Origin of the sequence: Paraburkholderia xenovorans (assembly GCF_046030735.1) — a bacterium.
Classification (GTDB): domain Bacteria; phylum Pseudomonadota; class Gammaproteobacteria; order Burkholderiales; family Burkholderiaceae; genus Paraburkholderia; species Paraburkholderia xenovorans_A.
This window is the reverse complement of the sequence record NZ_JAQQBV010000004.1, coordinates 159,742-181,075: the sequence shown is the minus strand read 5'-3', so window position 1 is coordinate 181,075 and position 21,334 is coordinate 159,742. Positions and strand designations below refer to the sequence as shown.

Sequence of the window (21,334 nt, the reverse complement as noted above, 5' to 3'; positions counted from 1 at the left end):
CGCTAAAACAGCCGCAATTGCGGATTAGCAGCCACAGGTTCAGGAGCACGCTGCGGCTCGATGCGCCGAAAGTGCGACATATCCAGAATGCCGCGATCGCGCTGGTTCAATCCCAGACGGCGCACCGCGTTATGGAAGCGCTGCTTCAACAGATCCGCCCACAAGCCCTCACCCTTCATTCGCGTCGCGAAGTTCGAGTCGTAATCCTTTCCGCCACGCATGTCACGCACACGGCTCATCACCCGGTCCGCCCGATCGGGGAAATGTGCCGCGAGCCAATCCTTGAATAACGGCGCAACTTCCCACGGCAAGCGCAGCACGATATAGCTCGCGTTGCTCGCGCCCGCCTCCGCGCAAGCTTCCAGCACCCGTTCCATATCCGGTTCTGTGACGAACGGAATCACCGGCGCGATGCTCACACCGACCGGAATACCCGCCTCGCTCAGCGTGCGGATCGTGCGCAGCCGACGCGACGGTGTAGCCGCGCGCGGTTCGAGCGTGCGCGCGATGTCCGCGTCTAACGTGGTGATGGTGATGGCCGCCATGAACTGCCCACGCGCCGCCATCGGCGCGAGCAGATCGAGGTCACGCTCGATCAACGACGATTTGGTGATCGCCGCAAACGGATGGCCGCGCTCGCTGAGCACTTCGATCACACGTCGCGTCAGGCGCAAATCGCGCTCCGCGGGCTGCCACGCATCGGTATTGACGCCGAGCGCGATCGGCTCCGGCACATAAGACTTCTTCGACAATTCGCGCTCGAGCAATTCCGGCGCATTGATCTTCGCGTAAATGCGGCTTTCGAAATCGAGCCCCGGCGACAGGCCCAGATAACTATGTGTAGGCCGCGCGAAGCAGTAGATGCAACCGTGCTCACAACCACGATAAGGGTTCAGCGACACACTGAACGGAATATCCGGCGATGCATTGCGGTTGAGAATGGTCTTTGCGCGTTCTTCGAAAACCTGGGTGCGGAGTGCTTTGGGTTCATCGCCCTCTTCAGCAGGCGCAACCCAGCCGTCGTCCACGGCTTCGCGCTGGTCGAGTTCGTAGCGGCCTTGCAGGTTCGTGACCGCGCCACGCCCTTTGCGCGGCGCGGGCGGCGCGATGGGAAACTCATTAGCAGCAGGGATATCGGGATCGGTCACGGGCAGCACACACTCGAAAAACAGCACAAGACACCTGTATAAATATACAGTGTTTACGCCGTTTGTCGAGCATCAACTAGCGCCGCGATTCGAACAACCTTCGGACAAACCGCCTAATCCCCTACCGCAATCGTCAGCGTTTCCTTGATCTCTTCCATCACCACGTAGCTTTTCGATTGCACCGCGCCGGGCAACTGCAACAGGATGTCGCCGAGCAGCTTGCGGTAGTCCGCCATTTCGCCGATGCGCGCCTTGATCAGGTAGTCGAAATCGCCCGACACCAGATGGCATTCCAGCACCTCGGGAATCTTCTGCACCTCGCGGCGAAACTGGTCGAACATGTTGCCGCTTTTGTGATCGAGCGTGATCTCGACGAACACCAGCAGCGCCGCGCCCAGCTCCGCGGGGTTCACCCGCGCGTGGTAGCCGGTGATCACGCCGTCGCGCTCCATCCGCTTGACGCGTTCGATACACGGCGTTACCGACAACCCGACCTGCTCGGCCAGATCTTTCATCGCCATCCGGCCGTCCTGCTGCAGGAGCCGCAGGATCTTGTGATCGAGCTTGTCGAGGGCACGGACCGGCTGGCGCTGTGTTCGCATAGTGTTTTTGCTGAAAATCTTGAAAATACAATAACAAAACCTGCCTGACTGTTAATAGTATAGCGGTTAACACTGGGTGATCCGCGTTCCACCTCGTCAATCGAATGAATCCAACGAATCGACGAGCACGGCACCCACAGACCTCTTATCGAATCCTGGAGCAGCTATGCGAGTCGTCGTTTTGGGCAGTGGCGTCGTAGGCGTGACGAGCGCGTATTACCTGGCACGCGCCGGTCATGACGTAACCGTGATCGACCGCGAGGCCGGCCCGGCGCTCGAAACCAGCTTTGCGAACGCCGGCCAGATCTCGCCGGGCTATGCATCGCCGTGGGCCGCGCCGGGCGTGCCACTGAAGGCCGTCAAGTGGATGTTCCAGAAGCACGCGCCGCTCGCGATTCGCCTCGACGGCACGCAATTCCAGTTGCAATGGATGTGGCAGATGCTGCAAAACTGCACGTCGTCGCGTTATGCGGTGAACAAGGGCCGAATGGTGCGCCTCGCCGAATACAGCCGCGATTGTCTGCAGGCGTTGCGCGCCGAGACCGGCATCCAGTACGAAGGCCGTACCGGCGGCACGCTTCAGGTGTTCCGCACCCAGCAGCAATTCGACGGCGCGGCCAAAGACATCGCCGTGCTGCAGGAAGCGAACGTGCCGTACGAACTGCTGTCGGCTGCCGAACTGGCGCAAGCCGAACCGGCGCTGGCCGCCGTGTCGCACAAGCTGACGGGCGGTCTGCGCCTGCCCGGCGACGAAACCGGCGACTGCCAGATGTTCACCACGCGCCTCGCTGCGCTGGCTGAGCAACTGGGCGTCAAGTTCCGCTACAACACGCCGATCGACTCGCTCGCGCTGGCGGGCGACCGCATCGCGGGCGTGCAATGCGGCGGCGAACTCGTGCGCGCGGACTCGTTCGTCGTCGCGCTCGGCTCGTACTCGACGAAATTCCTGTCCGGCCTCGTGAAGATTCCGGTCTATCCGCTGAAGGGCTATTCGATCACCGCGCCGATCGTCAACGAAGCGGCTGCGCCGGTGTCCACCGTGCTCGACGAAACCTACAAGATCGCGATCACGCGTTTCGACGACCGGATTCGCGTCGGCGGCATGGCCGAGATCGTCGGCTTCGACAAATCGTTGCGTCAGGCTCGTCGCGAAACGCTGGAACTGTGCGTAAACGATCTGTTCCCGGGCGGCGGCGATACGTCGAAGGCGAGCTTCTGGACGGGGCTGCGCCCGATGACGCCGGACGGCACGCCGATCGTCGGCCGCACTCCCGTGTCGAACCTCTTTCTGAACACGGGCCACGGCACACTTGGCTGGACGATGTCGTGCGGCTCGGGCCAGTTGCTCGCCGACGTGATGTCGGGCAAACAGCCGGTGATCAAGGCGGACGATCTGTCGGTGCATCGCTATCTCGGCGAGACCGGCGGCGCGCATCGTCCGGCGTATGCCTGAGTATCGGGAACGGTTGCGCTGATTCGTCGACGCAAGCCGTTCAGCCCGACAAAAACAAACGGCGCCTCACTCCGAGGCGCCGTTTGTTTTTTGCGCTTGCGCTTTCGTCAGGTAGCGCACGAGCCGTGCGTCGTCAGAACTGATCGTCCGACAACGCCAGCACACTTTCACCACCCTTCGCGCTGACAATCGACGCCTCCAGCGCCGACGCCATTGGCAGCACATGCTCCGCGTAGAACTGCGCGGTCGCGATCTTGGCGCCGTAGAACGACGGATCTTCAGCGCGCTTTTCGGCCGCCACGAGCAACGCGCGCGCCATCTGCCAGCCGCCAAGCACGACGCCCGCCAGCTTCAGATAAGGCACGCTGCCCGCGAACACCGCATTCGGATCGCTCTTCGTATTCGCGACCACGAAATCGACAACGGCGCCAAGCGACGCCTGTCCTTGCGCGAGGTATTTCTTCATCGATGCGAACGCCGGACCTTGCTGCGCACCGAGCGCTTCCACCGTTTCCGCGACGTCGGCCAACAGCGCCTTCGCCACCTTGCCGCCGTCGCGCAGTGTTTTGCGGCCGATCAGATCGTTGGCCTGAATCGCGGTCGTGCCTTCGTAGATCGGCAGGATGCGGGCGTCGCGATAATACTGCGCGGCGCCCGTTTCTTCGATGAAACCCATCCCGCCGTGCACCTGCACGCCGAGGCTCGTCACATCGATCGACAGTTCCGTACTCCAGCCCTTCACGATCGGCACGAGGTATTCGTAGATTGCCTGATGCTCGGCGCGCTTCGCTGCGTCGGGATGGCGATGCGCGATATCGCAATGCGCGGCCGCGACGTAGGCCAACGCGCGCGAAGCTTCGGTGAGACCACGCATCGTCGCGAGCATGCGGCGCACGTCGGGGTGCTGGATGATCGCCACCGATTGCTTCGCGGAGCCGTCCACGGGCCGGCTTTGCACGCGATCCTTCGCATAAGCGACCGCCTTCTGATACGCGCGGTCGGACACGCCCACACCTTGCATCCCCACCGCGAAACGCGCCGCATTCATCATGATGAACATGTATTCGAGGCCGCGATTTTCCTCGCCGATCAGATGACCGAGCGCGCCGCCGTGATCGCCGAACTGCAGCACCGCGGTCGGGCTCGCCTTGATGCCGAGCTTGTGTTCGATCGACACGCAATGCACGTCGTTGCGTTCGCCGAGCGAGCCGTCTTCGTTGACGAGAAACTTCGGCACGATGAACAGCGAAATGCCCTTCACGCCGTCCGGCGCATTCGGTGTGCGCGCCAGCACGAGATGCGCGATGTTCTTCGCCATGTCGTGCTCGCCCCACGTGATGAAAATCTTCGTGCCGAAGAGCTTGAACGAACCGTCGCCTTGCGGCTCGGCGCGCGTGCGCACCAACGCCAGATCGGAGCCCGCTTGCGGCTCGGTCAGGTTCATCGTGCCGGTCCACTCGCCGGAAATCAGCCTGGGTACGTAGGTCTGTTTTTGTGCTTCGGTGCCGGCGGTCAGCAGCGCTTCGATCGCGCCGTCGGTCAGGAGCGGACACAGCGCGAACGACAGATTCGACGCGTTGAGCATTTCGACGCAGGGCGTCGCGATCAGCTTCGGCAGGCCCTGGCCTTCGTAGTCGGTCGGATGCTGGACGCCTTGCCAGCCGCCTTCGGCGAACTGACGGAACGCCTCCTTGAAACCGGGCGTCGCGGTGACCACGCCGTCTTTCCAACTGCTCGGATTGCGATCGCCGTCGACGTTCAACGGCGCCAGCACCTCGCCGCACAGTTTCGCCGACTCTTCCAGCACGGCCTGAGCCGTATCGAGGTTCGCGTCCTCGAAGCCCAGCAAGGTCGCGATGTCTTCGAGACCGGCCAGTTCCGTCATCACGAACAGCATGTCCTTGATTGGCGCGTTATACATGTCAGTTCTCCTCCTGCATTGGATAAAAAAAGGGCGCGGGACTTGATCGGTCCTGCGCCCTTTGTCTGCTGCCAGCCGCCTTTTACACGGCGCTGTGGCGCTTAGCCGAGCTCGCTAACGAGTTCCGGCACGACCGTGAACAGATCGCCCACCAGACCATAATCGGCGACGCTGAAAATCGGCGCTTCCGGGTCCTTGTTGATCGCGACGATGACCTTCGAGTCCTTCATCCCGGCCAGATGCTGGATCGCACCCGAAATGCCGACGGCCACGTACAGTTGCGGCGCGACGATCTTGCCGGTTTGCCCGACCTGATAGTCGTTCGGCACGAAGCCTGCGTCGACTGCCGCGCGCGATGCACCGAGCGCCGCGTTCAGCTTGTCCGCCAGCGGCTCCAGAACCTTCGTGTAGTTCTCGCCGTTGCCCAGCCCGCGACCACCCGAAACAATGATCTTCGCCGACGTCAGTTCCGGACGGTCCAGCTTCGTCACTTCACGGCTCACGAATGCAGAGAGGCCGCTGTCTGCCGCTGCCTCGATCTTCTCGACCGTCGCGCTGCCGCCTTCTGCCGCGACTGCGTCGAAACCGGTCGAGCGCACCGTGATGACCTTGATCGGATCGTGCGATTGAACCGTTGCGATCGCGTTGCCGGCATAGATCGGACGCTCGAACGTGTCGGCGCTGTCCACTGCCGTGATGTCGCTGATCTGCGCGACGTCCAGCTTCGCGGCGATGCGCGGCGCGATGTTCTTGCCGTACGCAGTGGCCGGCGCCAGGATATGCGTGTAGTCCTTCGCGATGTTCAGCACCGTCGCTTCGACGTTTTCCGCGAGACCCGCTTCGAGTTGCGGCGCGTCGGCCAGCAGCACCTTGCTAACGCCTGCGATTTTCGCCGCCGCATCCGCCGCCGCCTGCGCGTTGTGCCCGGCCACCAGCACGTGAATGTCGCCGCCGATCTTCTGCGCCGCTGCAATCGTGTTCAGCGTCGCGGCCTTGATCGACGCGTTGTCGTGTTCTGCTATTACCAGATTCGTCATTTCGTCCGTCTCCTGCGTTGTCCTTAGAGCACCTTGGCTTCGGTCTTCAGTTTCTCGACCAGCGTCTTCACGTCCGGCACCTTCACACCAGCGGAGCGCTTCGGCGGCTCGACAACCTTCAAGGTCTTCAGGCGCGGCGTCACGTCGACACCCAGATCTGCGGGCTTGAGCGTTTCCAGCGGCTTCTTCTTCGCCTTCATGATGTTCGGCAGCGTCACATAACGCGGCTCGTTCAGGCGCAGATCGGTGGTGACCACGGCCGGCAGCGTGAGCGACAGCGTTTCGGCACCGCCGTCCACTTCGCGCGAAACGGTGGCCTTGCCGTCGGCCACGACCACCTTCGATGCGAACGTCGCTTGCGGAAGACCCGCCAAAGCAGCCAGCATCTGACCGGTCTGGTTCGAATCGTCGTCGATCGCCTGCTTGCCGAGGATGATCAGTTGCGGCTGCTCCTTGTCGACCAGCGCCTTCAGCAGCTTGGCGACCGCCAGCGGTTGCAGTTCTTCGGCAGACTCGATCAGGATCGCGCGATCCGCGCCGATTGCGAGCGCCGTGCGCAGCGTTTCCTGCGATTGCGTCACACCGGCCGATACGGCGATCACTTCGGTCGCCACGCCCGCTTCGCGCAGACGCACCGCTTCTTCAACCGCGATTTCATCGAACGGATTCATCGACATCTTCACGTTCGCGATGTCGACGCCCGTGCCGTCCGATTTCACCCGGACCTTCACGTTGTAGTCGACCACTCTTTTGACTGGCACCAGGATTTTCATGCACACGCTCCAAAGTTACGAATACGTCAACCCAACGGACATTATAACGACTGCACTTTCGCGGCAGCCTTGTCGCGGGCGCTCTAGCAGGAGGATATCGCTCCTCAGCGGCGTGACGGCAATATCGAACGATCGTTCTATTTTAATCTCGAAAAAACCCGGGCGACAACCCCGGGTCCCGACATACGACTCTAATTTGCATTGCCGCCGTGTGTTGCGATGTGAAACAGGCTTTGCTTACACGCTCACCAGGCCGTGACCACCGAGCCGCCGAACTTGCTGTCGACAAACTGCTTCACTTCCGGCGAATGATACGCCGCGACCAGCTTGGCCACCCACGGCTTGTTCTTGTCGGCCTCGCGGATCGCGATGATGTTCACGTAAGGACCTTTCGGGTCTTCGATTGCGATCGCGTCCTGCTTCGGCTTCAGGCCGGCTTCCATCGCGAAGTTCGTGTTGATCGCCGCGGCGTCCACGTCGTTCAGCGAACGCGGGATTTGCGCGGCGTCGAGTTCGACGATCTTCAGCTTCTTCGGGTTGTCGACGATGTCGAGCGGCGTCGCCTTCAGACCGGCATCCGCGCGCAGCTTCAGCAGACCCTGCTTTTGCAGCAACAGCAGCGCGCGGCCGCCATTGGTCGGATCGTTCGGCACCGCGATCTTCGCACCCGGTTGCAACTCGGCCAGCGACTTGACCTTCTTCGAGTAAATGCCCATCGGGTACGTGACCGTATCGGCGATGCGGATCAGCTTGTAGCCGCGGTCTTTCACCTGCGCCTGCAAGTACGGGTCGTGCTGGTAGCTGTTCGCGTCGAGGTCGCCGCCGGCGAGCGCCGCGTTCGGCTGCACGTAATCCGAGAACTCGACGATCTTGATGTTCAGCCCGTTCTTCGCGGCGACCGTCTTCACGACTTCCATGATCTGCGCGTGCGGACCGCCGGTGACGCCGACCTTGATCGTGTCTTCGGCATGGGCCGCGGTGGCAGCCGCGAAGAGCGACGCGGCGCCGAGCGTGGCGGCCAGCTTGAGAATGAAACGACGTTGCATGATGGACCTTTCCAAACCTTGAATGAGCGGGCTCTGACGACCCGCGTTTTATTTATGGCTCAAACGACGCACGAGCCAATCCCCGAACGACTGCACCAGTTGCACGAACACGATCAGAATCACGACGACCGTGAGCATCACCTCCGGCAGAAAACGCTGATATCCGTAACGAATGCCCAGATCGCCGAGGCCGCCGCCGCCGATCGCGCCGGCCATCGCCGAATAGCCGACCAGCGACACGAACGTGATCGTCAGACCGGCGACCACGCCCGGCAGCGATTCCGGCAACAGCACCTTGAAGACGATCTGGCTGGTGGTCGCGCCCATTGCCTGCGCGGCTTCGATCAACCCGCGGTCGACTTCGCGCAACGCCGTTTCGACCAGACGCGCGATGAACGGCGCGGCGGCGATCGTCAGCGGCACCACGGCCGCGGCCGTGCCGATCGACGAGCCCACCACCAGACGTGTGAACGGAATCACCGCGACCAGCAGAATGATGAACGGCGTCGAGCGCACCGCGTTGACGATCACGCCCATCACACGATTCACGGCGACGTTCTGCAACACGCCCTGGCGGTCAGTCAGATATAACAGCACGCCGAGCGGCAACCCGACCAACGCGCCGACCAGTCCGGAAATGCCCACCATCACGAGCGTTTCCCAGAACGACTGGACGAACATATCGAACATTTCACTCAACATAGGACAACTCCTCCACCACCACACCCTGTTCGCGCAGATACGTGATCGCCGCGGCCACCTTCGCCGGTTCACCGCCCGCGAGCACCGCGAGCGAGCCGAACGCCTGCCCCTGGATCTCGTCGATCTGGCCGTGCAGGATGTTGAAATCGAGTTCGTAGCGGCGAATCGTCTCCGAGAGAATCGGCTGGTCCACGCCCGAGCCGGTGAACGCGAGCCGCAGCAAATGGCCGCTGCCGGTCTTCAGTCGCTCGGCGACGCGCACCTTCAGCGCGGGCGGCAGTTCCTGCGCGATCACGTCGCCGATCAGCGCGCGCGTGACTTCGTGATGCGGTTGCAGGAACACGTCGATGACCTTGCCCTCTTCGACCACGCGGCCTGCATCGAGCACCGCAACGCGGTCGCAGACCTGCTTGATCACGTCCATCTGGTGCGTGATCAGCACGATCGTGAGGTTCAGTTCGCGATTGATGCGCTTCAGCAGATCGAGAATCGAACGGGTGGTTTCGGGATCGAGCGCAGAGGTCGCTTCGTCCGACAACAGCACTTTCGGCTTGCTCGCGAGCGCCCGTGCGATGCCCACGCGCTGCTTCTGGCCGCCGCTGATCTGCGCCGGATAGCGATCCTTCTGCGCCGACAAGCCGACCAGATCGAGCAACGGCAGCACGTTCGCCTCGATCTCGTCGCGTTTCATGCCGGCCAGCTCGAGCGGCAACGCCACGTTCTCGTAGACCGTGCGCGACGACAGCAGGTTGAAGTGCTGAAAGATCATGCCGATTTCGCGGCGCGCTTCGCGCAATTGCGCGGCCGGCAGCGTGGTCAGATCGCGCCCGTTGACGACGATGTTGCCTTCGGTCGGCCGGGTCAGCAGGTTGATGGTGCGCACGAGCGTGCTCTTGCCCGCGCCGCTGCGGCCGATGATGCCGAACACCTCGCCCGCCGGAACCGACAGATTGACGTTGTGCAGCGCTTCGACCCAGCCCCGGGGTCCCGGGAAGCGCTGAGAGATATTGCGTATTTCGATCATTGGAAAAACGAAACGGCGGGGTTTGCCCGCGAGCGTCGTGCGCTCCCGACAAGCTGCCGCCGTTGCTTTTATTGGGATTTGAGCCCGCGATTCTACCGCAGCGCAAACATTTCCTTTAATAATCAATTACGATCTTTTCATAACGGATTGGCATTAGAGGCCCGCGAAACGCGAGATCGCTCGCGCTGGGCGGCCCGCTCCGACTATGATCGGCGGACCCCAAACAGCACACCCGGCGGCCATGGATATTTCCAGCACAAACAACATCCACCCCATCACAGGCGTGCGCGGCGGCACTGCACAGCGCTCGACCGTCACGACCGGCGACGGCGTCGAATTGCCGCTGTACCGGTGGCCCGCCAACGCGCCGACGCGTGCCACGGTCGCGCTGGTTCACGGACTCGCCGAACATGCCGGGCGTTACGCAGCGTTGGCCGCGCGGCTGAACGCGGCGGGCATCGAACTGGTCGCGATCGATCTGCGCGGCCACGGCGAGGCGCCCGGCAAACGGGCCTACGTCGAACGTTTCGACGACTATCTGCAGGATACGCAAGCGTTGCTCGACGCCGCCGCGCAGAGCTGCGCACCGCTGTTCCTGATGGGACACAGCATGGGCGGCGCGGTCGCCGCGCTCTATGCGATCGAACGGCTCGATGCGACCGGCCGGCGGCTGAGCGGTCTGATCCTGTCGAGTCCCGCGCTCGCGCCGGGGCGCGACGTGCCGCGCTGGATGCTCACGCTGAGCCAGGTGATCAGCCGACTCTGGCCGACGTTCCCAGCGATGAAAATCGATGCGGCGTTACTGTCGCGCGTCGAATCGGTGGTGAACGCGAACCGGCGCGATCCGCTGGTTCATCACGGTTCGGTTCCGGCGCGGACGGGCGCGGAGATTCTGCTCGCGATGGCGCGCATCGAACGGGGCCGCACGGGCTTGCGCGTGCCGCTGCTGGTGTATCACGGCACGGCCGACAAACTCACCGAACCCGACGGCAGCCGTAGTTTCGGCGCGCACGCGGGCTCGCCGGACAAGACCCTCACTCTTTACGAAGACAGCTATCACGAGACGATGAACGACCTCGATCGCGACAAGGTGATCGGCGAATTGATCGCGTGGATCGACGCACGGGTTCAGAGGGTTTAAGCGCGCAGCAAGTGCACAATAAGCGCGCAAATAAGCGTTAGCGCTTCCAGCCAGGCACGCGCTTGTCGATGAATGCCTGCACGCCTTCGAGCGCCGATTCGTCCATCATGTTGCAGGCCATCGTCTGGCCTGCGAGTTGGTAGGCGGCTTCCACGCCCATTTCGAGCTGCCGGTAGAACAGCCCTTTGCCCGCGCTGACCGCTTCGACCGGCTTCGCGCAAATGCTGCGAGCGAGCTTGGCGACTTCCGCGTCCAGTGCATCGAGCGGCGCGATGCGGTTCACGAGGCCCTGCTGTTTCGCCTGAAGCGCATCGATGAAATCGCCGGTCAGCAGCATTTCGAGCGCTGCCTTGCGCGACAGGTTGCGCGATAGCGGCACCGACGGCGTCGCGCAGAACAGCCCGAGATTGACACCCGATACCGCAAAGCGCGCGGTGTCGGCAGCGACCGCCAGATCGCACATCGCGACAAGCTGACAACCTGCCGCCGTCGCCAGGCCGTGCACCCGCGCGATCACCGGTTGCGGCAAACGCTGGATCGTCAGCATCAGTTTCGTGCAGCGCGCGAACAGGCTCTGGTAATAGTCGAGCGACGGCGCCGCGCGCATTTCCTTCAGATCGTGTCCCGCGCAGAACGCGCGACCCGCACCGGCGATCACGACCACGCGCGCGCCGGTTTGCGCGAGTTCGGTCAATGCCGTTTGCAGATCGTCGATCAGCGCTTCGGAGAGCGCGTTGAAAGCGTCCGGGCGGTTCATCGTCAACAGTACGACGCCCGGCACGCCGTAAGCGTCGTGCTCGATCTCGACCAGTGAAGCGCTGCTCGCGTCGGCGTTCATCGCGTCGTTCTCCCTGTTGCGTTGTTTGCTGCAAGAAAACGCGCAGCGCGCACTTCAGATTCCGGCCAGCGCACGCACATGCGCGACCACGCTGCGCCCGAGCGCCGACAGGTTGTACCCGCCCTCCAGACAACTGACGATCCGGCCGCGCGCATAGCGCTTCGCGATCTCGCGCATCTGGTCGGTGATCCACGCGTAGTCGTCTTCGACGAGTCCCATGTTGCCGAGATCGTCTTCGCGATGCGCGTCGAAGCCCGCCGAGATGAACAGCATCTCCGGCTTGAATTCGTGCAGACGCGGCAGCCACAGCATGTCGATCGCCTCGCGCACCGCCATCCCCTTCGAGCGCGCCGGCATCGGCACGTTGCACATGTTGGGTGCCTGATTGTCCGCGCCGGTGAACGGATAGAACGGATGCTGGAAGATGCTGCACATCAGCACGCGCGGATCGCCGGAAAAGGCCGCTTCCGTGCCGTTGCCGTGATGCACGTCGAAGTCGATGACCGCGACGCGCTCCATGCCGTGCACGTCGAGCGCATGGCGCGCGGCGATCGCGACATTGTTGAAGAAGCAGAAGCCCATTGCGCGCGCCGGTTCCGCGTGGTGGCCGGGCGGGCGCACGCTGCAGAACGCGTTGTCGTAGCGGCCTTCGATCACGGCGTCCGTCGCGGCGACCGCGGCGCCTGCCGCTCGCAACGCGGCCTGCAAAGTGTGCGGATTCATCGTGGTGTCGGGATCGATCTCGGCGACACCTTCGAGCGGCGAGCGGCTACGGATGTAATCGACATGCGCCTGTGTATGCACACGCAGCAGCGCGGCTTCGTCGGCGAGCGGCGCCGACTCGCGCTCGATCAGCGAGTCGATGCGGCTCGCGATCAGTTGGTCTTCGATCGCCTGCAGACGCGCGGGGCACTCGGGATGCCATTGCCCCATATCGTGCAGCAGACAGTCAGCGTGGGAATAAAAGCCGGTTGCCATGATTCTCTTCTGCGGCGCGGCGCCTGTGAGCGCGCGCGGCGTGTCTCCGTCCATGGGCGCGCGCACTGGGCGCGCCAACACTCATCAAGTTACCACACCATCGAGCCGCAACGTGTGTGAGGCGCGGTTCTGCGGATAGCGTCGGGTATACTGCCCCGATCCGTTTTCCCCTGTCTCTTTCGCACTGCGCCCCCAGCTCACTATGACCGTCAAGCTTGCTCTGTCTGCACGAAACCGGCTACGCATGAAGACCGTGGCCGCCGCCCTCTCCGTCGTATCGTGCATGTTCATGGCAACCAGTCCGGCGATGGCGCAAAGCGCCGGCAAGAAGCCGTCTACCGTGCTCGCGCAAAGCCAGCCGCAACCGGCCGTGCCGCAAGGGCAAACGTTTGAGGAAGAGATCATCCCGCAGCGCTATTCGAACAACCCGAATGTCGATGCGTTCATCAGCGACATGGCCGCGCGTTACGACTTCGACGAAACCGCGCTGCACGCGCTGTTTGCCGGCGTCAGCTACTCGGCGACCGCGGTCAAGCTCGTCACGCCGTCGCCGTCGCCTTCGGTGAAAAACTGGCGTGTGTACCAGTCGCGCTTTCTCGATCAGGTGCGCATCAACGCCGGCGTGAAGTTCTGGCGCGCGAACCAGGCCACGTTGCAGCGCGCGTATGAAGAGTTCGGCGTGCCGCCGGAGGTGATCGTCGGCATTATCGGCGTGGAGACGATTTACGGCCGCTTCATGGGCAACTTCCGCGTGCTCGACGCGCTGACCACGCTCACGTTCGACTACCCGAACACGCCGAATCGTGCAGATCGTCAGGCGACCTTCCGCAAGAATCTCGAAGACTACCTGGTGTGGACGCGCGAGTCGCAGATCGATCCGACCACGGTGCTCGGCTCGTACACCGGCGCGATCGGCATTCCGCAGTTCCTGCCGAGCAGCATCGTGCAATACGCAGTGAGCTACGACGGCAACAAGCAGATCGATCTGCGCACCAGCCAGGCGGATGCGATCGGCAGCGTCGCCAATTATCTGCGTCAGAACGGCTGGGAAAACGGCCGGCCGGTGGTGTGGAAGATCGGCACGGACGCCGGCAGCCTGGGCGTCGCGCAAGCCGCCGCCGACGGTCAGCCGGAGCCTCACTGGCAGTTGCAGCAACTGCTGAGCGCCGGCTTGCTGCTGAACGAGCCGGGGCTCGACGTCACATCGGAAGCGGGCACGCCGGTGACGGTGGTCGATTTGCCGTCGCCCGGGCGCGGCACCGAGTTCATGCTCGGCCTGAAGAACTTCTACGTGCTGACGCGTTATAACCGCAGCTTCTTTTATGCGCTCGCGGTTTATCAACTGGGTGAGCGCGTCAAGGCGCAGATGCAGGCTAGCGATGCGGCGAATGCCGCCGGCAACAATGGCGCGGCAGCGCCGGTAGCGGCGTCGCAGTGAACGGCGAGGCTTCGAGTCCCGCTGTGCTCTGATAGCAAGAACAAAAAAAGCGCCGGCCGGCGCTTTTTTTATTGCTGCACTGTGAAGCTTCCGGCTGGATGAACATCCAGGCCGACACGCGACACACACTTACGCCGGAAACACACCCGTCGACAGATACCGGTCGCCGCGATCGCACACGATGAACACGATCGTCGCGTTCTCGACCTGGCGCGCGACACGCAACGCCACTTCACACGCGCCGCCCGACGAAATGCCGGCGAAAATCCCTTCGACCGACGCCATCCGCCGCGCCATCGCCTCAGCGGCTGCCTGGCTTACGTTCTCGACGCGATCCACGCGGCTGCGGTCGAAAATCTTCGGCAGATACGCTTCCGGCCACTTGCGGATGCCCGGAATGCGCGAGCCTTCTTCCGGCTGCGCGCCGACAATCTCGATCTCGGGATTCTGTCCTTTCAGATAAGTGGACACACCCATGATCGTGCCGGTCGTGCCCATCGACGACACAAAATGCGTAATGCGCCCTTCGGTGTCGCGCCACAGTTCGGGACCGGTGCCTTCGATATGCGCGGCCGGATTGTCCGGGTTCGCGAACTGATCGAGAATGATGCCCTTGCCTTCGCGCTGCATCTGTTCGGCGAGATCGCGCGCGTATTCCATGCCGCCGGTGACCGGCGTAAGAATGATCTGCGCGCCGTAAGCCGCCATGCTCTGGCGACGCTCGACCGACAGATCCTCCGGCATGATCAGCACCATCTTGTAGCCGCGAATCGCTGCCGCCATGGCGAGCGCAATGCCGGTATTGCCGCTGGTCGATTCGATCAGCGTGTCGCCTGGCTTGATGCGCCCGCGCGCTTCCGCTTTCTTGATCATCGACAGTGCCGGCCGATCCTTCACCGAGCCCGCCGGATTATTGCCCTCGAGCTTCGCGAGGATCACGTTGTTGCGGCTGCGGATTTCGTCGTCGGGGAGCCGGACGAGTTGGACGAGCGGCGTATTGCCGATCGTGTCTTCAATCGTTTTGTAAGCCATATGGGGTTCAGCTGTTGTCGCCGCGCGAAGTCTCGAATCTATCGATTCTAAACCACCATGCGTACGGGTGCCGCGTGGCCCTTCTGGCCACATGGATGCAGGCGACGAGTTACGCATTGAGAAAATCCCGCTCGCGTCACGCAAAAAGCCCGCGGCGAGTCACCGCGGGAGCCAGTCATCTGGATGACAGCTGAAGGAGTGTTCTTTCAACTCCGACCATGAAGGGGACCACAATACTCAACTACAACTCGCAGCTGGAGCGGCGGACCGCACGCGCGGTTGACCACATCCGCGTGCGCAGCCCGCATCATCACGCTACTTTTTCACTGCCACCGCGGCATTGCTCTTCTGCGCGTTAGACGTGTTCGACGCGCTTGACGAATTGGCCGAAGCGCCCGCAGCGGCCGCGCCCCTGGCCTGTGAAGACGCCGCAGTCTGCGCGCCAGCAGCCGCGCCAGCCGGACCGACAGCGAGACCCTCCGCCTGCAGGCGCTCGACGGTATGCCCGCCCATGCCTTTGACGCGCTTGCCGAGATCGGTCGGGTCCTTGAACGGACCATGCGCTGAACGCTCGTCGAGAATGGCTTTCGCTTTGGCAGGACCGATGCCCTTGATGCCGCGCAGCGCGTCCTCGTTGGCCGTATTGACGTCGACCGCCGCGTACGCGTGGCCGAAAGCGGCGAGCATAGCCGCGGTAACCAGAGTTTTTCGAAACATATGGAATCTCCCTCTTACAACCGGCTGGCGCCATCACCAACCGGGAGATTCCAGTTTAAAGAGGTATCCGAAAGATTTACACCTGGCCGAATAGCCAACGTACGTAGCGATCGACACCTTCCTGCACACTCAAAAACGGCGCGTCGTAACCGGCCGCGCGCAGCTTCGTGAGGTCCGCCTGCGTGAAGCACTGGTACTTGCCGCGCAGCGCGTCGGGGAACGGAATGTACTCGATCAGACCGCGCTGCACCTGATCGGCCAGCGACAACGGCGCCTCGCTCTTCAGCGAGCGCAGAGTGTTGACCACCGTGCTCGCGATATCGTTGAACGGTTGCGCGCGGCCGCTGCCCAGGTTGAAGATGCCCGACTTGTCCGGGTTGTCGAAGAAGAACAGGTTCACCTTCACCACGTCTTCGACAGACACGAAATCGCGCGTCTGCTCGCCGGCCGCATAGCCGTTGTACTCGCCGAACAGCTTGACCTTGCCTTCGGCGCGGAACTGGTTGAAGTTGTGAAACGCCACCGACGCCATCCGCGCCTTATGCGTCTCGCGCGGCCCGTACACGTTGAAGTAACGGAAACCGGCGATCTGGCTTTTCGCGGTGGGCAACACGCGACGAATCACCTGATCGAACAGGAACTTCGAATAGCCGTACACGTTCAGCGGCTGCTCGACTTCGCGCTCTTCGACAAAACGGCTCGAGCCGCCATACGTTGCCGCCGACGATGCATACAGAAACTGGATGTTCTGCGCGAGACACACGTCGAGCACCTGCTGGCTATAACGGAAGTTGTTTTCCATCATGTAGCGGCCGTCGGTTTCCATCGTGTCCGAGCAGGCGCCTTCGTGGAAAATCGCGCGCACTTTGCCGAAGTCGCCGCGCGCAAAGCGTGCGACGAATTCGGTCTTGTCGAGGTAGTCGTCGATTTCGCAATCGACGAGGTTCTTGAATTTGTCGGCGCGCGTGAGGTTGTCCACCGCGATGATGCGTTGTTCACCGCGCTCGTTGAGCGCCTTCACGAGATTGCTGCCGATAAAGCCGGCTGCGCCGGTGACGATGACGGTCATGATGATCCTGCGGTAATGAGCTGTGCGTGGGGCTGCATCAGAGAAAGAGTTCGTCGTAATCGACGGTGGCAGTGCCCAGTTTGCCGACCACGATGCCGGCCGCGCGGTTCGCCAGTCCAACTGCCTCGACCAGCGTCAAACCCGCGCCGAGCATGGCTGCGAGCGTGGCGATCACGGTGTCGCCCGCGCCCGATACATCATACACTTCACGTGCAACGGCCGACGCGTGCAGGATGCCGTCGTTGGAGAAGAGCGTCATGCCTTCTTCCGAACGCGTGAGCAGTAACGCGTCGAATTCGAGCTCGGCGCGCAATTGGGTAACGCGCGCGATCAGATCTTCTTCCGACTTCCACTGCCCGACCACTTCGCGCAACTCGGCACGGTTCGGCGTGATCAGCGTCGCGCCGCGATAGCGCTCCCAGTCGTCGCCCTTCGGATCGACCAGCACCGGCTTGCCCGCAGCATGCGCCTTCGCGATCATCTGCGTGACGTGGGTCAAACCGCCCTTCGCGTAGTCGGACATCAGGATCACGTCGTGCGACGGCAGCAGTTCGTCGAAACGCGCAAGACCGGCAAGCAGCACTTCATGAGCCGGCGTGTTTTCGAAGTCGACCCGCAGCAGTTGCTGCTGACGCGACAGCACGCGCAGCTTGATCGTCGTGAGCAGATCCGGGTCGCGTTCGAGATGCGGCGCCACGCCGCTTTCGTCGAGCAACTGCACGATCCGCTCGCCCGGTTCGTCACGGCCGACCACACACAACAGACCCGCTTGCGCGCCGAGCGCCACCGCGTTGCGCGCGACGTTCGCGGCGCCCCCGAGGCGGTCTTCCTGACGCTGCACGTGGACGACCGGCACTGGCGCTTCGGGCGAAATGCGGTTCACGTCGCCAAACCAGTAACGGTCGAGCATCACGTCGCCGACCACGAGCACGCGCGCCGCGGCGAGTTGTTCGCGCGGCACGACGGTGAGTTCGGGCGCGGTCACGGCCGGACCGCCGTCAGACCTCGTCGGAGACATGGGCCGAAAGTTCAGTGGGTTGGGCATAGGGGCGTCCAATCGAGTGGTAGTCGATGCCGAGTTCGGTCATCGCATCCGGCTCGTACAGATTGCGGCCGTCGAAAATCAGCGGCGACTTCAGCACCGATTTCAGATGCAGGAAATCCGGGCTCTTGAATTCCTTCCATTCGGTGACGACCACCAGCGCGTCCGCGCCGGTCAGCGTTTCGTCCTGAGTCCCGGTGAACGTGAGACGTGCGAGCTGCTCCGGCGCATCGTGCAGATCCAGCGCGAACACGCGGCGCGCTTCGGTCACCGCGACCGGATCGTACGCGCGAACGTTCGCGCCGCGCGCCAGCAATTCGGCGATCACGCGACGGCTCGGCGCCTCGCGCATGTCGTCGGTATTCGGCTTGAACGCGAGGCCCCATACCGCGAACGTGCGGCCGCTCAGATCCTGGCCGAGCTTGTCCGTGATCTTGCGCACGAGCACGTCTTTCTGCTTGTAGTTCACGTCCTCCACCGCTTCGAGGATGCGCAAATTCTCGCCGATTTCGCTCGCGGTGCGGATCAGCGCCTGCACATCCTTCGGGAAGCACGAGCCGCCGTAACCGCAGCCGGCATACAGAAAGTGATAGCCGATGCGCGGGTCCGAACCGATACCGCGACGCACCGCTTCGATATCCGCGCCGACCTTGTCCGCGAGGTTCGACATCTCGTTCATGAACGAGATGCGCGTGGCGAGCATGGCGTTGGCCGCGTATTTGGTGAATTCCGCCGAACGCACGTCCATGTACAGCGTGCGCTCGTGATTGCGGTTGAACGGTGCGTACAGGCGCTTCATCAGCTCACGCGCGCGCAGACCGGCTTCGTCTTCGTCGCTGCCGAGCACGATGCGATCGGGGCGCATGAAGTCGTCGACCGCCGCGCCTTCTTTCAGGAACTCGGGATTCGACACCACCGAGAAGCGATGCTGCGCACTGTCGGCGAGACCACGTTTGGCCAGTTCCTCGTCGACCACCGCGCGCACGCGCTGCGCGGTGCCCACCGGCACCGTCGATTTGTCGACGATAACCTTGAAGCCGTTCATCGTGCGGCCGATATTGCGGGCCGCTTCGAGCACGTATTGCAGATCGGCGGATCCGTCTTCGTCCGGCGGCGTGCCGACCGCGATGAACTGCACTTCGCCATGCGCGACGCTCGCTTCGATATCGGTCGAAAACTGGATCCGGCGCGCCGCGCGCGTGCGGGCGATGATCTCCTGCAACCCCGGCTCGTGAATCGGCACGCCGCCGTTGTTGAGGATTTCGATCTTGCGCGGATCGACGTCGAGACAGAACACGTCGTGGCCGATTTCGGCGAGGCACGCGCCGGTGACGAGGCCCACATAGCCCGTGCCGATGATGGTGATTTTCATACGCTTTCCGGTAGAAGGTTCCGGTGATGAATCCCGGTGGTGATGCCGGTTATGAACACGTTGCGGGGTCGGCGCGCATCCGGGCCGGGCCGTCATTGACGCTATTGCCGCCTACGCGGCGCAGCGCCGGCATGACCTTCACGGCGTCAGTTCGACGCTGTGATCGGTTCGACGCGACGCGGCGCATAGGTCTCCCAACCGCTGCAACCCGGGCACTGCCAATAGAACAGGCGCGCCCTGAAACCGCAATTCTGGCACGTATACCGTGGCAGATTTTTGGTGCGCTGACGGATGAGTGTGCGCATCAGTTCGAGTTCGCTGCGCCGCGGCTCTTCCGCCACCGCCTGTTGCGCTTCGAGCAGACGCGTCATGCCCGCCAGATTCGGCGACTTCTGCATCTGCGAGCGCGCGAGCGCATGCGCGGCATCCGGCCCACGCAGCGCCGCGACGTGCTGGTAGGCGATGTCGAGCAGATCGTTGGTCGGGTAGCGGTCCACCCAGGTGGTCAGCAGATCGGCGCCGTCCTGCGGACGGCCGAGCGCCTCGTACGCTTTCATCAGCTTTTCCGCGACGAGCGGCAAATAAGCCGGATTCTGCTCTTCGACGCGCAGCCATTGCCTGATTGCTGCTTCGTACGCACCGCCGGCCGCGTCGACGTCGCCAAACAGGATCGTCGCGCGCACGTTGGTCGGGCTCGCCTTCAACGCGAGGCCGAGTTGACGGCGCGCTTCGTCGGCGTTCTTCTGCTGCAACGCTTCCTGCGCGAGTTCGCAGTGGAATTGCGCGATTTCCTTGTCGAGCGATTCGGCACCCATCGTTTCCAGATGGCGCGCGGTGTCGATCGACTTGAGCCAGTCCTTCTCGATTTCGTAGATGGTCAGAAGCGCGCGCTGCGCGCCTAGCGCGTAGTCGCCGCTTTCGAGCGAACGGAAGGTTTCTTCGGCACGGTCGAGCAGTCCCGCTTTCAGGAAGTCCTGCCCCAGTTCATACAGTGCGTGATCGCGCTCGGTCACCGGCAGGTCGGCGCGGCTCAACAGATTCTGGTGCACGCGGATCGCGCGGTCTGTTTCGCCGCGCCGGCGGAACAGATTGCCCAGTGCGAAGTGCAACTCGACCGTTTCGGGATCGAGCTTGACCACTTCGATGAACGCATCGATCGCCTGGTCCGGCTGCTCGTTGAGCAGAAAATTCAGTCCGCGAAAATACGACCGCGGCAGGTTGGCGCTTTCGGACAGCAGCGTCTTGAGGTCGTAACGCGCGGCCATCCAGCCGAACGCGAACGCGACGGGTATGACAAGCAGCCACCAGAAGTCTAGATCCATGCGATTAATGCAAACGAAACGGAAGCAACAACGGAAAGCCGCGCGTTGCCGCGCGCGGCGGAAGGAAACTCAGATCAGCGGCGGCATGGGCGGTTGTTCGACCACCACCGGGGTTTCGCGCGCCACCCGCAATTCGCGCTTGAGCCGGCCGTTCTCCATGCGCAGGCGCACCATCGCCGGCACCGACGACACCAGCCCGGCCAGCAGCCCCACCACGAAGAACGCGAGCCCGATCAGGATCAGCGGCGCGGACCATGCGTAGCCGGCGAGGAAATTCAGCGTAGCAGGTTGCGTATTGGAGAGTGCGAGCACCAGCAGCAGCACGAACACCAGCACACGGATCAGCCAGACGATAAATTTCATGTATAGATCTCTTGACGGCAGTTGCGGGATGACGCCGGCCTGATGACGCGTCGCGCCACGGTGTTGCCCGCGCCGAAGTGACCCGTATTGTAATTGAAGCCCTCGCGGCTGGGCAGGAACTGGCTGATGCGGGGATGGCGTGGGGATTGTGCGCGATTTGTGCGAGGTTATGCAGCGGCAACGGGTGCGACGGTGAAGCCGAGCAAACGTAGTGGATAAAACCACGGCCACGCAGGCCGCGAAAACAAAAACACCAGACGAAAAAAAAGCGCCTAAGGCGCTTTTTCTGGTCTTTTGCCGTCTGGCGTTGGCCGCT

Annotated in this window: 20 protein-coding genes; 3 read left to right on the top strand and 17 right to left on the bottom strand. The window is 62.9% G+C overall.

The features are described from left to right. Positions 1–2: 2 nt before the first annotated feature. Positions 3–1,148, bottom strand: a complete 1,146-nt coding sequence (locus PQQ51_RS05505; protein WP_408495454.1) for a PA0069 family radical SAM protein — start codon at positions 1,146–1,148, stop codon at positions 3–5. 113 nt (positions 1,149–1,261) lie between these two features. Continuing rightward, positions 1,262–1,750, bottom strand: a complete 489-nt coding sequence (locus PQQ51_RS05500) for an Lrp/AsnC ligand binding domain-containing protein (protein WP_007180908.1) — start codon at positions 1,748–1,750, stop codon at positions 1,262–1,264. Between the two features lie 166 nt (positions 1,751–1,916). Here PQQ51_RS05500 and PQQ51_RS05495 point away from each other — a divergent pair, with 166 nt between their 5' ends. After that, entirely contained in the window at positions 1,917–3,203 is a 1,287-nt protein-coding gene (locus PQQ51_RS05495; protein WP_408495452.1) for a D-amino acid dehydrogenase, read from the top strand. A gap of 133 nt (positions 3,204–3,336) precedes the next feature. Here PQQ51_RS05495 and PQQ51_RS05490 read toward each other — a convergent pair whose 3' ends face one another. The 6 genes from PQQ51_RS05490 to PQQ51_RS05465 all read right to left on the bottom strand — a co-directional run bounded on the left by PQQ51_RS05490 (position 3,337) and on the right by PQQ51_RS05465 (position 9,706). Beyond that, positions 3,337–5,124 carry an acyl-CoA dehydrogenase gene (locus PQQ51_RS05490; RefSeq protein ID WP_408495450.1) on the bottom strand — a complete coding sequence of 596 codons (1,788 nt, stop codon included), beginning with the start codon at positions 5,122–5,124 and terminating at the stop codon, positions 3,337–3,339. A gap of 101 nt (positions 5,125–5,225) precedes the next feature. Next, the gene (locus tag PQQ51_RS05485; RefSeq protein WP_408495448.1) at positions 5,226–6,161 is read right to left on the bottom strand and encodes an electron transfer flavoprotein subunit alpha/FixB family protein; all 936 of its coding nucleotides are present in this window, start codon (positions 6,159–6,161) and stop codon (positions 5,226–5,228) included. Positions 6,162–6,184: 23 nt separating this feature from the next. Beyond that, positions 6,185–6,934, bottom strand: coding sequence for an electron transfer flavoprotein subunit beta/FixA family protein (locus tag PQQ51_RS05480; RefSeq protein WP_408495446.1), 750 nt, complete (start codon positions 6,932–6,934; stop codon positions 6,185–6,187). Positions 6,935–7,179: 245 nt separating this feature from the next. Continuing rightward, positions 7,180–7,980 carry a MetQ/NlpA family ABC transporter substrate-binding protein gene (locus PQQ51_RS05475; RefSeq protein ID WP_408495444.1) on the bottom strand — a complete coding sequence of 267 codons (801 nt, stop codon included), beginning with the start codon at positions 7,978–7,980 and terminating at the stop codon, positions 7,180–7,182. 48 nt (positions 7,981–8,028) lie between these two features. Then, positions 8,029–8,682, bottom strand: coding sequence for a methionine ABC transporter permease (locus tag PQQ51_RS05470; protein ID WP_310814260.1), 654 nt, complete (start codon positions 8,680–8,682; stop codon positions 8,029–8,031). Next, positions 8,672–9,706 carry a methionine ABC transporter ATP-binding protein gene (locus PQQ51_RS05465; RefSeq protein WP_408495441.1) on the bottom strand — a complete coding sequence of 345 codons (1,035 nt, stop codon included), beginning with the start codon at positions 9,704–9,706 and terminating at the stop codon, positions 8,672–8,674. The genes PQQ51_RS05470 and PQQ51_RS05465 overlap by 11 nt, the downstream gene beginning before the upstream one ends. A gap of 241 nt (positions 9,707–9,947) precedes the next feature. On the opposite strand from PQQ51_RS05465, the gene PQQ51_RS05460 reads away from it, so the two are divergent. Next, on the top strand, positions 9,948–10,847 hold the full coding sequence (locus tag PQQ51_RS05460; protein WP_408495439.1) for an alpha/beta hydrolase: 900 nt from the start codon (positions 9,948–9,950) through the stop codon (positions 10,845–10,847). 37 nt (positions 10,848–10,884) lie between these two features. Here the strand turns inward: PQQ51_RS05460 and PQQ51_RS05455 are convergent, their stop codons facing one another. Beyond that, on the bottom strand, positions 10,885–11,685 hold the full coding sequence (locus tag PQQ51_RS05455) for an enoyl-CoA hydratase (RefSeq protein ID WP_408495437.1): 801 nt from the start codon (positions 11,683–11,685) through the stop codon (positions 10,885–10,887). A gap of 54 nt (positions 11,686–11,739) precedes the next feature. After that, entirely contained in the window at positions 11,740–12,663 is a 924-nt protein-coding gene (locus tag PQQ51_RS05450; RefSeq protein ID WP_408495435.1) for a histone deacetylase family protein, read from the bottom strand. A gap of 283 nt (positions 12,664–12,946) precedes the next feature. Between PQQ51_RS05450 and mltB the strand changes: the two genes are divergently transcribed. Further along, positions 12,947–14,101, top strand: coding sequence for a lytic murein transglycosylase B (gene mltB, locus PQQ51_RS05445; protein WP_408495704.1), 1,155 nt, complete (start codon positions 12,947–12,949; stop codon positions 14,099–14,101). A gap of 129 nt (positions 14,102–14,230) precedes the next feature. Here mltB and cysM read toward each other — a convergent pair whose 3' ends face one another. The 7 genes from cysM to PQQ51_RS05410 form a co-directional block, all read right to left on the bottom strand. After that, positions 14,231–15,133 (bottom strand): cysteine synthase CysM, encoded by a 903-nt coding sequence (cysM, locus tag PQQ51_RS05440; RefSeq protein WP_408495433.1) that lies wholly within the window; start codon positions 15,131–15,133, stop codon positions 14,231–14,233. Positions 15,134–15,448: 315 nt separating this feature from the next. Continuing rightward, positions 15,449–15,850, bottom strand: coding sequence for a ComEA family DNA-binding protein (locus tag PQQ51_RS05435; RefSeq protein ID WP_408495431.1), 402 nt, complete (start codon positions 15,848–15,850; stop codon positions 15,449–15,451). Between the two features lie 76 nt (positions 15,851–15,926). Next, complete coding sequence (gene rfaD / locus PQQ51_RS05430; RefSeq protein ID WP_408495429.1) at positions 15,927–16,919, bottom strand: ADP-glyceromanno-heptose 6-epimerase; 993 nt, start codon at positions 16,917–16,919, stop codon at positions 15,927–15,929. A gap of 37 nt (positions 16,920–16,956) precedes the next feature. Next, complete coding sequence (gene rfaE1 / locus PQQ51_RS05425; RefSeq protein ID WP_408495427.1) at positions 16,957–17,964, bottom strand: D-glycero-beta-D-manno-heptose-7-phosphate kinase; 1,008 nt, start codon at positions 17,962–17,964, stop codon at positions 16,957–16,959. Then, on the bottom strand, positions 17,918–19,333 hold the full coding sequence (locus PQQ51_RS05420) for a UDP-glucose dehydrogenase family protein (protein ID WP_408495425.1): 1,416 nt from the start codon (positions 19,331–19,333) through the stop codon (positions 17,918–17,920). The genes rfaE1 and PQQ51_RS05420 overlap by 47 nt, the downstream gene beginning before the upstream one ends. A gap of 146 nt (positions 19,334–19,479) precedes the next feature. Continuing rightward, positions 19,480–20,655: a lipopolysaccharide assembly protein LapB gene (lapB, locus tag PQQ51_RS05415; RefSeq protein WP_408495423.1), complete on the bottom strand. Its 1,176-nt coding sequence runs from the start codon at positions 20,653–20,655 to the stop codon at positions 19,480–19,482. Between the two features lie 69 nt (positions 20,656–20,724). Next, positions 20,725–21,018: a LapA family protein gene (locus PQQ51_RS05410; protein WP_408495421.1), complete on the bottom strand. Its 294-nt coding sequence runs from the start codon at positions 21,016–21,018 to the stop codon at positions 20,725–20,727. Between the last annotated feature and the right edge of the window lie 316 nt (positions 21,019–21,334).

Coding starts and splice junctions, on each gene's coding strand:
- PQQ51_RS05500 (WP_007180908.1), bottom strand. CDS start 1,750: ATGCGAACACAGCGCCAGCCGGTCCGTGCCCTCGACAAGCTCGATCAC.
- PQQ51_RS05495 (WP_408495452.1), top strand. CDS start 1,917: ATGCGAGTCGTCGTTTTGGGCAGTGGCGTCGTAGGCGTGACGAGCGCG.
- PQQ51_RS05490 (WP_408495450.1), bottom strand. CDS start 5,124: ATGTATAACGCGCCAATCAAGGACATGCTGTTCGTGATGACGGAACTG.
- PQQ51_RS05485 (WP_408495448.1), bottom strand. CDS start 6,161: ATGACGAATCTGGTAATAGCAGAACACGACAACGCGTCGATCAAGGCC.
- PQQ51_RS05480 (WP_408495446.1), bottom strand. CDS start 6,934: ATGAAAATCCTGGTGCCAGTCAAAAGAGTGGTCGACTACAACGTGAAG.
- PQQ51_RS05475 (WP_408495444.1), bottom strand. CDS start 7,980: ATGCAACGTCGTTTCATTCTCAAGCTGGCCGCCACGCTCGGCGCCGCG.
- PQQ51_RS05470 (WP_310814260.1), bottom strand. CDS start 8,682: ATGTTGAGTGAAATGTTCGATATGTTCGTCCAGTCGTTCTGGGAAACG.
- PQQ51_RS05465 (WP_408495441.1), bottom strand. CDS start 9,706: ATGATCGAAATACGCAATATCTCTCAGCGCTTCCCGGGACCCCGGGGC.
- PQQ51_RS05460 (WP_408495439.1), top strand. CDS start 9,948: ATGGATATTTCCAGCACAAACAACATCCACCCCATCACAGGCGTGCGC.
- PQQ51_RS05455 (WP_408495437.1), bottom strand. CDS start 11,685: ATGAACGCCGACGCGAGCAGCGCTTCACTGGTCGAGATCGAGCACGAC.
- PQQ51_RS05450 (WP_408495435.1), bottom strand. CDS start 12,663: ATGGCAACCGGCTTTTATTCCCACGCTGACTGTCTGCTGCACGATATG.
- mltB (WP_408495704.1), top strand. CDS start 12,947: ATGTTCATGGCAACCAGTCCGGCGATGGCGCAAAGCGCCGGCAAGAAG.
- cysM (WP_408495433.1), bottom strand. CDS start 15,133: ATGGCTTACAAAACGATTGAAGACACGATCGGCAATACGCCGCTCGTC.
- PQQ51_RS05435 (WP_408495431.1), bottom strand. CDS start 15,850: ATGTTTCGAAAAACTCTGGTTACCGCGGCTATGCTCGCCGCTTTCGGC.
- rfaD (WP_408495429.1), bottom strand. CDS start 16,919: ATGACCGTCATCGTCACCGGCGCAGCCGGCTTTATCGGCAGCAATCTC.
- rfaE1 (WP_408495427.1), bottom strand. CDS start 17,964: ATGCCCAACCCACTGAACTTTCGGCCCATGTCTCCGACGAGGTCTGAC.
- PQQ51_RS05420 (WP_408495425.1), bottom strand. CDS start 19,333: ATGAAAATCACCATCATCGGCACGGGCTATGTGGGCCTCGTCACCGGC.
- lapB (WP_408495423.1), bottom strand. CDS start 20,655: ATGGATCTAGACTTCTGGTGGCTGCTTGTCATACCCGTCGCGTTCGCG.
- PQQ51_RS05410 (WP_408495421.1), bottom strand. CDS start 21,018: ATGAAATTTATCGTCTGGCTGATCCGTGTGCTGGTGTTCGTGCTGCTG.